This is a genomic window from Salipiger sp., from assembly GCF_059781815.1.
On the sequence record NZ_JBYNAH010000011.1, the window covers coordinates 14,580 to 28,077 of the forward strand.

At 65.7% G+C, this 13,498-nt stretch carries 14 protein-coding genes; 9 read left to right on the plus strand and 5 right to left on the minus strand.

The genetic code is table 11. From position 1 onward, the window contains the following. Positions 1–40: 40 nt before the first annotated feature. From AC6RA4_RS02415 to AC6RA4_RS02430, 4 genes are all read right to left on the minus strand, one after another. A complete protein-coding gene (locus AC6RA4_RS02415; protein WP_500157041.1) occupies positions 41–1,483 on the minus strand; it encodes a tannase/feruloyl esterase family alpha/beta hydrolase in 1,443 nt (480 codons plus the stop codon). A gap of 124 nt (positions 1,484–1,607) precedes the next feature. Then, positions 1,608–2,108 carry a type III secretion system chaperone family protein gene (locus tag AC6RA4_RS02420; RefSeq protein ID WP_500157043.1) on the minus strand — a complete coding sequence of 167 codons (501 nt, stop codon included), beginning with the start codon at positions 2,106–2,108 and terminating at the stop codon, positions 1,608–1,610. Between the two features lie 302 nt (positions 2,109–2,410). Further along, positions 2,411–2,956: a DUF3859 domain-containing protein gene (locus AC6RA4_RS02425; protein WP_500157045.1), complete on the minus strand. Its 546-nt coding sequence runs from the start codon at positions 2,954–2,956 to the stop codon at positions 2,411–2,413. Positions 2,957–3,146: 190 nt separating this feature from the next. Then, positions 3,147–4,745: a phosphoenolpyruvate carboxykinase gene (locus AC6RA4_RS02430; RefSeq protein ID WP_500157047.1), complete on the minus strand. Its 1,599-nt coding sequence runs from the start codon at positions 4,743–4,745 to the stop codon at positions 3,147–3,149. Between the two features lie 364 nt (positions 4,746–5,109). Between AC6RA4_RS02430 and AC6RA4_RS02435 the strand changes: the two genes are divergently transcribed. From AC6RA4_RS02435 to AC6RA4_RS02465, 7 genes are read left to right on the plus strand one after another with little or no spacing between them, the layout of a single operon-like run. Next, positions 5,110–5,811 carry a response regulator transcription factor gene (locus AC6RA4_RS02435; protein WP_500157049.1) on the plus strand — a complete coding sequence of 234 codons (702 nt, stop codon included), beginning with the start codon at positions 5,110–5,112 and terminating at the stop codon, positions 5,809–5,811. Positions 5,812–5,814: 3 nt separating this feature from the next. Beyond that, positions 5,815–7,545, plus strand: coding sequence for a sensor N-terminal transmembrane domain-containing protein (locus AC6RA4_RS02440; protein ID WP_500157051.1), 1,731 nt, complete (start codon positions 5,815–5,817; stop codon positions 7,543–7,545). A gap of 13 nt (positions 7,546–7,558) precedes the next feature. Beyond that, positions 7,559–7,987, plus strand: a complete 429-nt coding sequence (locus AC6RA4_RS02445; protein ID WP_500157053.1) for an HPr kinase/phosphorylase — start codon at positions 7,559–7,561, stop codon at positions 7,985–7,987. A gap of 6 nt (positions 7,988–7,993) precedes the next feature. Continuing rightward, a complete protein-coding gene (gene rapZ / locus AC6RA4_RS02450; protein ID WP_500157055.1) occupies positions 7,994–8,920 on the plus strand; it encodes an RNase adapter RapZ in 927 nt (308 codons plus the stop codon). Further along, positions 8,917–9,315, plus strand: a complete 399-nt coding sequence (locus tag AC6RA4_RS02455) for a PTS sugar transporter subunit IIA (protein ID WP_500157057.1) — start codon at positions 8,917–8,919, stop codon at positions 9,313–9,315. Before rapZ ends, AC6RA4_RS02455 begins: the two co-directional genes overlap by 4 nt. A 40-nt stretch (positions 9,316–9,355) precedes the next feature. Beyond that, on the plus strand, positions 9,356–9,634 hold the full coding sequence (locus tag AC6RA4_RS02460; protein ID WP_500157059.1) for an HPr family phosphocarrier protein: 279 nt from the start codon (positions 9,356–9,358) through the stop codon (positions 9,632–9,634). A 47-nt stretch (positions 9,635–9,681) separates the two neighbouring features. After that, complete coding sequence (locus AC6RA4_RS02465; protein ID WP_500157061.1) at positions 9,682–10,563, plus strand: lysophospholipid acyltransferase family protein; 882 nt, start codon at positions 9,682–9,684, stop codon at positions 10,561–10,563. A gap of 79 nt (positions 10,564–10,642) precedes the next feature. On the opposite strand, the gene AC6RA4_RS02470 is transcribed toward AC6RA4_RS02465, so the two are convergent. Further along, the gene (locus AC6RA4_RS02470) at positions 10,643–11,518 is read right to left on the minus strand and encodes a 3-hydroxybutyryl-CoA dehydrogenase (protein WP_500157063.1); all 876 of its coding nucleotides are present in this window, start codon (positions 11,516–11,518) and stop codon (positions 10,643–10,645) included. 158 nt (positions 11,519–11,676) lie between these two features. Here AC6RA4_RS02470 and AC6RA4_RS02475 point away from each other — a divergent pair, with 158 nt between their 5' ends. Both AC6RA4_RS02475 and AC6RA4_RS02480 read left to right on the plus strand, forming a co-directional pair. Beyond that, positions 11,677–12,504 (plus strand): DUF6473 family protein, encoded by an 828-nt coding sequence (locus AC6RA4_RS02475; RefSeq protein WP_500157065.1) that lies wholly within the window; start codon positions 11,677–11,679, stop codon positions 12,502–12,504. Positions 12,505–12,691: 187 nt separating this feature from the next. Further along, on the plus strand, positions 12,692–13,498 hold an 807-nt coding region (locus AC6RA4_RS02480; protein WP_500157067.1), incomplete at its 3' end, for a MaoC/PaaZ C-terminal domain-containing protein.

Here is a 13,498-nt window from a genome sequence, read left to right on the forward strand (position 1 = left end):
GAGGAGCGGCGCCGGACGTTGCCGATCGGCGCCGCCGGGGTCATTGCACCATGATCGAGCTGGGCGGAGCGCCTTCGTTCAGCCATATCTCCAGCGGTGTCATCGGGTCGAGCGCCGACGCGTTGATCCCGCCGGGCCCGGGCAGGATGCCGCAATGGTCGAGACCCGGCACCATGAACAGCGCCACGTTCTCCTTCAGCGCCTCCTCGGAGCCGGCGAGGCTGGCCGCCTTCTCGTACCAGTCCACCGTCTTGTAGGGCGTGACGATGGCATCCGCCCAGCCGTGCCAGACGATCATCTTGCCCCCCGCCGCGCGAAAGGCCGAGAGATCCGGGCTGTCGCCGTTATAGACCTCGGCCATCGCCGCGAGGCGCGCGGGGTCCGTGTCGAAGTCGAAATCCGCCGGCGTCCAGTCCGGGCCGGGATCGGTGGGAAACGCCATGTAGCGGCCGAAATCGGTGTTGAAGGCCGGCACCAGCCGGCCCGCGCCCTTGTCGTTGCCGGTGAGCCAGAGCCACCAGAACGGCTCGGACCCCTCAGGGATCCCGCCCGGGTAGAGCTGCGTGCCGTCCGCACTCTGCGGCCCCTGCCGCCACTTGGCGAGCGTGGCGCTTTCCTCCTCGCTCAGGCAGGACGGCGTGTCTTCTGCCTCGCAGGCCAGCGCAGAGAGATCGATCTCGCAGGCGCGGGGATCGGCGATCAGACCGTCCTCGCTGCCGTCCACCCCGTCGCATTGCGACATCACCGCCTCGCCGATCAGCGTGGCCTCGCCCGGGCCGAGGATCTGGCTTCCGTCCTCGGCGGTGTTTGCCTGCGTCAGCCACGCCATCTTGGTGGCCACCAGCCCGGTATAATCCATCGCCGGGGCACCGGAGATAATGCCGTCGAACATCTCGGGGAAGCGCTGCGCCGCCACATGCGCCATGCGCCCGCCGGTGGAACAGCCCTTGAAGATCGCCTGCTCAGACGCTCCTTCATAGAACGCGCCAATCAGCGCCTGGGCCACGCGATGGGTCTCGCCGATCGAGCGCCAGCCCCAGTCGCGCTCGGCATTGGGGTTGTTCATCGCCCAGCTGCCATCGGTGACCGAAAGCCCGTGATGGCCGCTGTCGGAGGTCGCCGTGGCGTAGCCGCGCTCGAGCCCGGGCTTCATCGCATTGACCCAGCCGCCGCCGGCATCGGCGCGGCCGAGAATGCCGCAGAGCCCGCCGCAGCCCGACTGGTAATACTTGCCGTTCCAGCCCTCCATCGGCAGCCGCACCTCGATCGAGATCGCCGGGCGCGCGGTGGCCCGGATTTCACAATAGGCCGGCAGCGTGTCGGCGGCGGGCATCACCCGAGCCGAGGTGACGAAGGCGGCGTCGATCACCGTGTCGCGCAGCGCGCTGCACCGGCTCTCGCTCGCCGCGGGCTGATCCTGCTGGGCTTGCGCCGGAACGGCAGCGGCCATGGCAAGCGCCATGGCCAGTACGAGGTATCTCATGTCTCTCCTCCCAAAGTTGCCCTCGGGAGGAAGGATCGCGTCAAACAGGCGACCCGGCAAGCTCTGACTTCACGTCGCCTTCCGCGCGGCCCAAGATTTTTTTCTTCGAAAAATCTTCCGCGCCTCAGGCCCGGCCGTAGGCCTCGGCGATGGCAATCTGCACCGCCTCGGAGGCGGGCTTGTTGGCCCATGCCACCAGCTGGAACGCCGGGTAGTAGCGCTCGGAGGCCAGCACCGCGGCCGAAATCATCGTGTCGATCTGCTCAGGGCAGGCGCTCTGACCGCCGGCCAGCACGAGGCCGTAGCGATAGACCATCAGCTTGGGCTCGGCCCAGAAGCTGAACGAACCCGCCCAGCACTGATCGTTGACGGTGTTGAGCGCGCAGAAAAGCTCCGGCAGGGTCTCTTCCGGCGGCTCCATCTCGAAGCTGCAGATCAGGCGCAGGGTCTCGTCATAGGGGGACCAGGCGAGGGTGATCGAGTAGGTGCGCCACTGGCCCTCGACGGCCATCGCGATCTGGTCCTCGCCGACGCGGTCGAAATCCCAGTCGTGGTGTTCGGCCAGCGTCTCGACGATGTCGATCGGGTGAATCTCGTCGCTCAGAAACTCTTCGGACAGTGCCATGCGCCACCTCATTTTATTGTAGCGCCGGGGAACGGGCCGCGCCCCAAGCGCTAGCTGACTGCTCTAGGGGCTGGGAGTTGTTTCCCTCCCCTTACCATATATCGTGCCTGTGGCATGCATGAACTGTAAAGCGAAATATTCGAGATGCACGCAATAAGTTGTGGATGGCTCGGGCCCGCGCCCAAGATAAGAGCTGTGGATATGTGGGGCGTTCTGGGGAGGATTTCCGCCCCAAAACGCACAGATCCCTGCGCTGGCGGGACCATTCGGCCGCCGAGCGGTTGCGCCGGATCTGTGGACAGTCAGGAGACGAAATCCTGCCCGTAGCACACCGACAGCACCGCGGGGGCAGCCAGTTCGGAGACCACTTCGAAATGCTGTTCCATCAGCCGCTCGCCGTCGGACTCGATCGCCATCACCCACGTGCCCGGCACCATCTCGTAGGGGTACTCGAAGGTGAAGAGGTTCAGGCTGGCGCGGCCCTCCGAGAGCGGCGAAATCCAGGTCTCGGTGGTGACTCCTTCGGGGCCCATCGGTGGATGGGTGACGAGGATCCTCACGTCACGGTCCCCTGCCCCCGGGCGCAGGGTGAACTTCACCCCGAAGCTGATGCCCGCCCTGGCCGGCACCACGCGGGTGGTCACGTCCATGTCGCGGGTCTGCTCGATGAGGTTGATCGCGCCCATCATCGTGTCCGGCGCCTCGCGGGTGCCCTCCGCCGTGATCTGGCAGATGATGCCGTGGTCGATGATGACCACCGGATCGCGGGCATAGGACGCGCCTTCGGAGGCAGCCCCCATCGGGGCCAGCGCCAGCACGGCGCAGAGGGCAGACATCAGGCGGATCATGGCGATCTCCGGCGGCGAAACGGGATGCCTTCGGCTTACCGCCTGGGACGACCGCCGGAAACCCCGCAGCGCCCGTCGCGGCCCGAAGCGGTGACATTCCGCCAGCCCGGCCGCCTCCCCTGCCCCGCGGACATGCAAACGCCCGCCGCAAGTGCGACGGGCGCTGCAAACCTCGCGAAAGCGGTCAGGCTCAGCCGATGGCGGCGGCCTTCACGTCCTCGTCGATGTAGGGCACGTATTGCTCGAAGTTGTCGGCGAACATCTTCACCAGCTTCGCGGCCTGCGCGTCGAACGCCTCCTTGTCCGACCAGGTGCGGCGCGGGTCGAGCAGAAGCTCGGGCACGCCCTCCACGGCGACCGGAACCTCGAAGCCGAAGTTCGGATCCTTGCGGAACTCGACCTTGCTGAGCGAGCCGTTCAGCGCCGCGTGCAGCAGCGCGCGGGTGGCCTTGATCGGCATGCGGTGGCCGGTGCCGTAGGCGCCGCCGGTCCAGCCGGTGTTGACCAGCCAGCAGGTCGCGCCGTGCTTGGCGATCTTGTCGCGCAGCAGGTTGCCGTACATCTCGGGACGCAGCGGCATGAACGGTGCGCCGAAGCAGGTCGAGAAGGTCGGCTGCGGTTCGGTGATGCCACGCTCGGTGCCGGCGACCTTCGAGGTGAAGCCCGACAGGAAGTGGTACATCGCCTGCGCCGGGGTCAGCCGTGCGATCGGAGGCAGCACGCCGAAGGCGTCGCAGGTCAGCATGATGATGTTCTTCGGGTGGCCGCCCAGCGCGGTGGACGACGCGTTCGAGATGTACTCGAGCGGGTAGGCGCAGCGCATGTTGGCGGTGAGCGAGTCATCGTCGAAGTCGAGCTCGAAGGTCTCTTCGTCGAAGACCATGTTCTCGATCACGGTGCCGAATTTCGAGGTCGTGGCGTAGATCTCGGGCTCGGCCTCGGCAGAGAGGTTGATGGTCTTGGCATAGCAGCCGCCTTCGAAGTTGAAGGTGCCGCGATCCGACCAGCCATGCTCGTCGTCGCCGATCAGCACGCGCTCGGGATCGGCCGAGAGGGTGGTCTTGCCGGTGCCCGACAGACCGAAGAAGATCGCGGTGTCGACCGGGTTGTTCGGCGCGTGGTTGGCCGAGCAGTGCATCGCCATGATGCCCTTGAGCGGCAGCATGTAGTTGAGCAGCGTGAACACCGACTTCTTGTTCTCGCCGGCATATTCGGTGCCGCCGATCAGGATGGTCTTGCGGTCGAAGTTGAGCGCGATGACGGTGTCGGAACGGCAGTTGTGACGCTCGGGATCGGCCTTGAAGGTCGGGCAGTTGATGACGGTGAAATCCGCCATGAACGAGTCGAGCGCGTCACGGTCGGGACGGCGCAGCATGTGGCGGATGAACAGGCCGTGCCAGGCCAGCTCGGTCACCATGCGGACCTTGATCGAGTAGGCCGGGTCGGCGCCGCCGATCAGGTCCTCGACGAAGTACTCGCGGCCCTTCATGTGCTCGAGCATGTCGTTGTAGAGAGTGTCGAACCCCTCGGGCGACATCTCGCGGTTGTTTTCCCACCAGATCTTGTCAGCGACGGAGTCGGTCTTGACCACGTGCTTGTCCTGCGGCGAGCGACCGGTGAACTTGCCGGTGGTGACGTAGAAGGCGCCGCCCTTGCCGAGCGTGCCTTCGCCGCGCTTCAGGGCGGCCTCGATCAGCGCCGGCTCCATAAGATTGTAATAGACATTCCCCAGGCCCTCGATCCCTTGATCTTCAAGCCGGAAATCCGGGTTCACCCGTCCAAATGTCATCTGCCAAGCTCCTGTAGCCGCACCAATCGCGGCGGTCGTCAGTTCAGGGCGGAAAGGTCGTCAAAGCGCCACCGCCCACCGGTGATGACCACCACCGGCAAAAGCTGCTTTAACACGGCGTTTCCGGGTCGGAACAGGACACATGTCAAAGTTAGCGCAACCAAATTTCGTTTAGCGTTAGCAACAGCGGAAGCTTGCTGCGTCCAGACCCGCTGCTGAGACATTTTAGCCATTCCTTATCAATATTCGTCCGGAATAAGGCGGCGAGCGGGCCTGATTCGCAGTTTGGGATTGTTGTAAAGTGCAAAATCCCGCATAGTGGCGAAAAAATCAGGCATTACGAGCAGTACAAGGAAACAATCCTATGTCGAAAATCGCCCTCGTGGACGATGACAGGAACATCCTGACATCGGTTTCCATGACTCTTGAGGCCGAGGGGTTCGAAGTCGAAACCTACAATGACGGCCAGTCCGCGCTGGACGCGTTCAACAAGAAAATGCCCGACATGGCGGTGTTCGACATCAAGATGCCCCGTATGGACGGCATGGATCTGCTGCAGCGCGTGCGCCAGAAATCCAAGATGCCGGTGATTTTCCTCACCTCGAAGGATGACGAGATCGACGAGGTGCTGGGCCTGCGCATGGGCGCCGACGACTACGTCAAGAAGCCGTTCTCGCAGCGCCTGCTGGTCGAACGCATCCGCGCCCTGCTGCGCCGGCAGGAAGCCGTCGCCGGCGAGGTCGTGGGCGAGACCGAAGACACCAAGCTGATGACCCGCGGCTCGCTGACCATGGATCCGCTGCGCCATTCGGTGACCTGGAAGGGGCAGGACGTGTCGCTCACGGTGACCGAATTCCTGCTGCTTCAGGCACTTGCACAGCGTCCGGGCTTCGTGAAGTCGCGCGACCAGCTGATGGACGTTGCCTATGACGACCAAGTCTATGTCGACGACCGCACCATCGACAGCCACATCAAACGCCTGCGCAAGAAGATGCGTTCGGTGGATCCGGATTTCTCCGCCATCGAAACACTGTATGGTATCGGGTATCGTTACAACGAAGAGTAAGACATGGCGCTGGCCGAGAGGATCTCGATGCGCGACGACCAGCCGGGCGAACGGCAGGATGCCGATGTCGTGCTGGGCGATGATTTCGTCGCCCCCGACAGCACGGTAGAGAAAGAGCTGCGCGACAGCCGCGCGCGGCGCAGCCTGTTCTCGCTCAACCGGTCGCCGCTGACCCGCAAAATCATCACGTTCAACCTCATCGCGTTGAACGTGCTGGTGGCGGGCATTCTCTGGCTGAACTCGTCCCGCGACACGCTGGTGGTGCAGCGCGGCAACGCCGTGGCCTCCGAGGCCGAGCTGATCGCCGACGTGATCGAGGCCTGGCTGCCCGAGGGCACGCCCGCCGCGCTCGGCAACGGGGCCGCCACCGACATCAACGGCCTGCTCGAACAGATCGACCTGCGCGCCGGAACCGACCTGCTCGTGTTCGACGCCGGCAACTTCCTCGTCGGCGAGACCAGCGGCTCGCGCGCGCCGCTGATGCCGGTCAACACCCGCGAAGCCAACCGCCCGACGCTGATCTCGGATTTCCTCGATTCGATCTGGCGCGGCGTCGCCGGCATCTTTTCCTATTTCGAAACGTCGCCCGAGCTGTCGCTCGAGGACCGGATGCGACGGATGATCGAAACCGGCGATCCCACCGTGACCCGCGTGCAGGCGGGCAAGGGCCCAGCCGGCGAGAGCCTCTTTGCCGGCTTCTCGCCGATCCGCCAGGGTGACTCGGTCATCGGCACCGTGGCGCTGATGTCGACCGAGGCCGAGATCGACGCCGTGGTCAGCGCCGAGCGCGAGCGCGTGCTGCAGATGTTCGTCATCGCCACGCTGGTCTCGATCGGCCTGAGCCTCGTTCTGGCCTCGACCATCGCCAACCCGATCTCCGATCTTGCCGACGCCGCCGAGATCGGCCGCGACCGCAACAACCGCAGCAAGGGCAGCTCGCGCCGCATCCGCATCCCCGACCTGACCGCGCGCCCCGACGAGATCGGGCGCCTCTCAGGCGCGCTGCGCGGCATGGTCTCGGCGCTCTACGACCGCATCGACAGCAACGAACAGTTCGCCGCCGACGTGGCGCACGAAATCAAGAACCCGCTGGCCAGCCTGCGCTCGGCCATCGGCTCGCTGCGCATCGTCAAGAAGGAAGAGCATCGCGACAAGCTGCTCGACGTGATCGAGCATGACGTGCGCCGCCTCGACCGTCTGGTGAGCGACATCTCCAACGCCTCGCGGCTCGACAGCGAGCTGGTCAAGGAAGAGGAGCAGGAGTTCAACCTGCTCGAGATGATCGGCAACATCACCCAGTTCCTCGGCGAGGATGCCCGCGCCAAGGGGGTCGAGTTCATCACCGACCTGCCCGCAAAGCCGATCAACATCAGCGGCCTCGAACCGCGCCTTGCGCAGGTCTTCGTCAACCTGATCACCAACGCCATCAGCTTCTGTGAGGATGGCGATGCGATCCGCGTCTGGGCGCGGCGCCGCGACAACCGCGTGCTGGTGGTGGTCGAGGATACCGGCCCCGGCATCCCCGAAGAGGCGCTGCAGAAGATCTTCAAGCGCTTCTACTCGCAGCGTCCCGAGAACGATTTCGGCAACAATTCCGGCCTTGGCCTGGCGATCTCGAAACAGATCGTCGAAGCCCATGGCGGCGTGATCTGGGCCGAGAACATCCGCCCGACCGAGGCCGACGTGACCTCCGAGCCGCTCGGCGCGCGCTTCGTGGTCGGCCTTCCGGTCTGATCGTCCGCCACCCATGTCCTCCGACAGCCCCGAGATCCTGCACGCCACCGCGGTGGCGGTCGCAGGGCGCGGGCTGCTGATCCGCGGCGCCTCGGGCACTGGCAAATCCGGGCTCGCGCTCGAGATGATGGCCCGCGGGGCGACGCTGGTCGCGGATGACAGGGTGATCGTCAGCCTGCGGGGCGAAACCCTCTGGCTCGAGGCCCCTGCCCCCCTCACAGGGATGATCGAGGCGCGTGGCATCGGGCTGCTGAACGCCGAGACACACGGCCCGGTCCGGCTCTCCGCGGTGCTCGATCTCGACGAGATCGAGACGGCCCGCTTGCCGCAGCGCCGCGAAACCATGCTGCAAGGGCAAAGAATCTCCTTGCTTCACAAAACCGCGCATCCCTATTTTCCCGCAGCACTGGTGCAATATCTCAAGGGCGGTCGAAGGGAATAGCCGAGGATGCAGGATCAGTCGAAAGGACAGCAGCGCGTCGTGCTGGTCACCGGGCCCTCGGGCGCCGGGCGCTCGACCGCGATCAACGTGCTGGAGGATCTCGGCTATGAGGCGATCGACAACATCCCGCTCAGCCTGATCCCGCGCCTGCTGCTCGACGGCGGCGCCCTGAGCCGCCCCGTGGCACTTGGCGTCGACATCCGCAACCGCGACTTCTCGGTGCAGGGCCTGCTCGACCTGCACCGCCGCCTCACCGCCGAACCGGCGCTCGACGCGCAACTGCTCTATCTCGACTGCAGCGCCGAGGTGCTCTCGCGCCGCTATTCCGAGACCCGCCGCCGCCACCCGATGGCCCCGGATGAAAGCTACACGCAGGGCATCGAACGCGAGCTCGCGCTGCTCGAGGAGGCGCGCAACGCCGCCGACATCCTGATCGACAGCAGCGATCTGTCGCCGCATGACCTGCGCGCCCAGATGGAAGGGCTGTTTGCCGACCAGACCGGGCAGCGGCTGGCGGTGGCGCTGCATTCCTTCTCCTACAAGCGCGGCCTGCCCCAGGGCCTCGACTGGGCCTTCGACTGCCGTTTTCTCGACAACCCGCACTGGCAGCCCGAGCTGCGTGGCCTGACCGGGCTCGACGCCGCGGTGGTCGATTACATCGAAACCGATGCCCGCTTCGCGCCCTTCGTTGACAAGCTCACCGAGCTGGCGCTCTTCGTGCTGCCCGCCTGCAAGGACGAGGGCAAGGCGCACCTGACCTTCGGCATCGGCTGTACCGGCGGGCAACACCGATCCGTTGCCGTGACGGAAAGGGTTGCACGTGCCCTTGCAGAGAAGGGCTGGCAGGTGTCAATTAGACACCGCGAGCTCGAACGTCGCGGACTGACCGCCGCGACCGGCCAGCGCAGGACCATCGGAGGACAGAACGGGTGATCGGCATCGTGATCGTGGCCCATGGCGGACTGGCGAGGGAGTATCTCTCGGCGGTCGAGCACGTGGTGGGCAAACAGCCCGGGATCGTCGCCGTCACCATCGAAGCCGAACATGACCGCGGCGGCAAGCAGGCCGAAATCTGCACCGCTGCCGACGATGTCGATACCGGCGACGGCGTCGTGGTGGTCACCGATCTCTACGGCGGCTCGCCGTCGAACCTGTCGCTGCGGGCCTGCCAGCCCGACAACCGGCGGATTCTCTACGGCATGAACCTGCCGATGCTGATCAAGCTGGCGAAAAGCCGGCAGATGGCGGTGCCGGATGCGGTAAAAGGCGCACTTGAAGCGGGGCGGAAATACATCGACAGCGTCAACGTCAAGCCAGAGACGCTCTGAGCCCAACCGCGAAGATCTTTCCAAGGGAAATTGTTGTTTAATGTCCGAAACCGTGCATCGCGTGCTGAAGATCGTGAACGAAAAGGGGCTGCACGCCCGTGCCTCCGCGAAACTGGTCGAGGTGGTCGAGGGGTTCGATGCGCGCGCCGAGGTCAGCAAGGACGGCATGAGTGCCGGGGGCGACAGCATCATGGGGCTTTTGATGTTGGCAGCTTCAAAAGGAAGCTCTATTGAGGTCGAAACCTCGGGGCCGGATGCGGTCGCGCTGGCCGATGCCATCGAGGCGCTGGTCGCGAACCGGTTCGGAGAAGAGAACTGACCGCCGGAAGGACCTCCCGGCAAAGCAAGACGGAACAGGGCGGGCACATGGTTGAGAGCTATCAGGCCGCGGCCAGTCAAGGCGGTGTCACGCGCCCGCTGAACGCCCCCTACGACAAGCGCAAGCTCAGCTACGCAAACACCTTCACCAACCCGTGGAAGGCCAACACCATCCGCGCGCTGGAATGGGCCACCGGCAAGATCCCCCTGATCCGGCTGGTGCGCCGCGTCGAGCGCGCCGGCATCCCCGACGGGCAGGAATTCTGGCGCCATGCGCTGGGGCATATGCGCATCCGCCTCGACACCCCCGCCGAGCAGATCGCGCGCATCCCCAAGGACGGCCCCGTGGTCGTCGTGGCGAACCACCCGCACGGGCTGGTCGACGGCATGATCCTCGCCGACCTGATTGGCCGGGTGCGCACCGATTACCGCATCCTCACCCGCTCGCTGCTGACCGGGGTGAAGGAAATCGAGGAATTCATGATCCCCGTGCCCTTCCCGCACGAGGAAAGCGCCCGCGAGCAGAGCCTCGAGATGCGCGCCCGGGCGATGGATCACCTCAAGGGCGGCGGCGTGATCGCGCTGTTCCCCTCGGGCGTGGTGGCGGCGTCGCAATCGCTGCTCGGTCCGGCGATCGAGTCGGTCTGGAACCCGTTCACCGCCAAGATGATCCAGCGCTCCGGCGCGACCGTGGTGCCGATCTATTTCCCCGGACAGAACAGCCGCGCCTACCAGATCGCCAACCGGATCTCTCCGACGCTGCGGCAGGGCCTGCTGATCCATGAGGTCATGCATGCCTGCGGCCGCCCGCAAAAGCCGGTGGTCGGCACCCCGATCAGCCCGGACGAGGTCAAGGCGTGGAGCGGCAAGCAGCGCGAATTCGTCGCCTGGCTGCGCGAGATGACGCTGGGCCTGCGCGCAGAGATCTGACGACAGCGACAGAAAATTCGTCCGAATTTTCTGCTCCTCCATCGCCCCCGAGATTTTTCGGACGAAAAGTCTGCACCGCTCAGCGCGTCGGCACCGGCTCCTCGCCGCGATAATCGTAGAACCCGCGCTTGGTCTTGCGGCCGAGCCAGCCCGCTTCGACATATTTGGTCAGCAGCGGACAGGGGCGGTACTTGGTGTCGGCCAGACCGTCATGCAGCACGTTCATGATCGCGAGGCAGGTGTCGAGCCCGATGAAATCGGCAAGTTCCAGAGGCCCCATCGGATGGTTGGCGCCAAGCTTCATCGCCATGTCGATCGAGCGCACGTTGCCGACGCCCTCATAGAGCGTGTAGACCGCCTCGTTGATCATCGGCACCAGGATGCGGTTCACGATGAAGGCCGGGAAATCCTCGGCGCTGGCGGCGGTCTTGCCGAGGTTCTCGACCACCTTGAGGCAGGCCTCGTAGGTCTCCTGATCGGTGGCGATGCCGCGGATCAGCTCGACCAGCTGCATCAGCGGCACCGGGTTCATGAAGTGGAAGCCGAGGAACTTCTCGGGCCGGTCGGTGCGCGAGGCAAGCCGCGTGATCGAGATCGACGAGGTGTTCGAGGTCAGGATGGTGTGCGGCAGCAGATGCGGCGCGAGGCTGTCGAAGATCTTCTGCTTCACCGTCTCCTGCTCGGTCGCGGCCTCGATCACCAGATCGGTCTGCCCGACCTCGGCAATGTCGAGCGTGGCCGAGATCCGCCCCAGCGCGCCGTCGCGATCCTCCTGGGCGATCTTGCCGCGGCTGACCTGGCGATCCATGTTGGCGGCGATCAGGGTCATGGCCTTGTCGAGCGCCTCGGGGCTGACATCCGACAGCCGGACCTCGTAGCCCGCGAGAGCCATCACGTGCGCGATGCCGTTGCCCATCTGGCCCGCACCCACAACACCGATCTTGCTGATATCCATCGCCCATAACCCTTCCGTTTGCGCGCCAAACATAGTCACGCGCCGCGACCCGCCGCAAGCGGGGCGCGGCGGATTTGTCGGGCTTTTTCGCGTTAGCAGAATCTCAACCCCGCTGTCGGAGGCTCCTTCCCGGGTGAGAACGAACCAAGGTGGGAGAGATGACCTTCGCCATGACAGCGCCGGGGGCGCTGGACTATTTTCCGTGCCGCTATGGCCGCTCGCGGGTGCTGTTCCGCGGGCCACGGCGGCCGCTTGAAACGCCCTACATCGCCTTTCTCGGCGGGACCGAGACCTATGGCCGCTTCATCGAGGTACCGTTCCCGGCGCTGGTCGAGCGCGCGCTTGGCGCGACCTGCGTCAATCTCGGGGTCGCCAATGCCGGGCTCGATCTCTACCTGCACGATCCGGGCGTCCTGCACGTGGCCGAGCGCGCCGATCTCTGCGTCATGCAGATCATGGGCGCGCAGAACATGTCGAACCGCTATTACGGCGTGCATCCGCGCCGCAACGACCGCTTCCTGCGCGCCTCGGAGCGGCTTCAGCGGCTTTATCCCGAGGTCGATTTCACCGAGTTTCACTTCAATCGCCACCTGCTCGGGCGCCTGCGCGAGATCTCGGAAGAGCGCTTCGACGAGATCGCCGGCGAGCTGCGGCAGGCCTGGCTGGCGCGGATGAAGCACCTGCTGACCTTGCTCCGGGGGCGCGTCCTGCTGCTCTGGCTGGCCCAGCACCGTCCGCCGGACCGCCCCAGCGCAGCGCTCGACGGCGGGCCGCTGCTCATCGACCGCACCATGCTCGACGCGCTGCGCCCGCGCGCCGCCGGGCTGATCGAGATGCCTCGGAGCGAGGCCGCCCGCCATCCCGGGGCTCCGGGCATGGTGTTCAGCGATTTCGAGGCCAGCGCCGCCGCAGAACTGATGGGTCCGCTGGCGCATGAAGAGACCGCCGCAGCGCTCGGCCCCCTGATCGCCGAATATCTCTCCTGATCCGTCTTTGCCCGGTTTTTCAGCGCCCTGTCCGGGACCTGCGCCACGCGACCGCTTATGCTGCGGTGCGGCGAGCGGACGCAGGTCGGGGGGCGTGGACTAGCACGGCCAGAGACGTATAGCTGTGGGCGGAACCCCTGCCCTGCGCGCCGTCCGCTGGCAGGCCCGTAAACAGCCGGAGCGCTACATGCTGATCGAGAACCGCACCTTCGACGAACTCAAGGTGGGCGACAAGGCGGAGCTGACCCGCCTCATCACTGCCGACGACCTGCTGGTCTATGCCAACGTGTCGGGCAACCACAATCCGCTGCACATCTTCGATCAGGACGGCGATGGCGACGGCCGCCCCGAGGCGATGGCCCCGGGCTCGTTCATCGGCGCCCTGCTCGGCGCGGTGCTGGGCAATGTGCTGCCCGGCGCGGGCACGCTCTACCGCAATCAGACCGCGCAGTTCCACGCCCGGGTCTTCGCCGGCGACGAGCTGGTGATCCGTGTCACCGTGACCGACAAGAACGAGCGCGAGACCACGGTGACGCTGGCCACCGAGGTGCGCCGGCTGACCGACGGTGCGCTGGTGCTGTCGGGCATGGCAGAGGTGCTGACCCCGCGTCGCAAGGTCAGCTACAACAGCCACGACCTGCCCGGGCTGGTGGTGCAGCGTCACCGCCATTTCGAGAAACTGCTCAAGCGCGCCGAACCGCTCGCCGCGCTGAAGACCGCCGTGGTCTGCCCGGAGGAGCCGAATTCGCTCGGCGGCGCGCTCAAGGCCCGCGATCACACGCTGATCGAGCCGATCCTGATCGGCGATCACGACAAGATCGCCGAGGTCGCCTCGGCCATGGGCGTGACCCTCGACGGCGTCGAGATCATTCACGAGCCGCTGCACCGCAACGCCGCCCGCAAGGCGGTAGAGCTGGTCCACGAAGGCCGCGCCGAGGCGATCATGAAGGGCCACCTGCACACCGACATGCTGCTGCGCCCGATCCTCGACAAG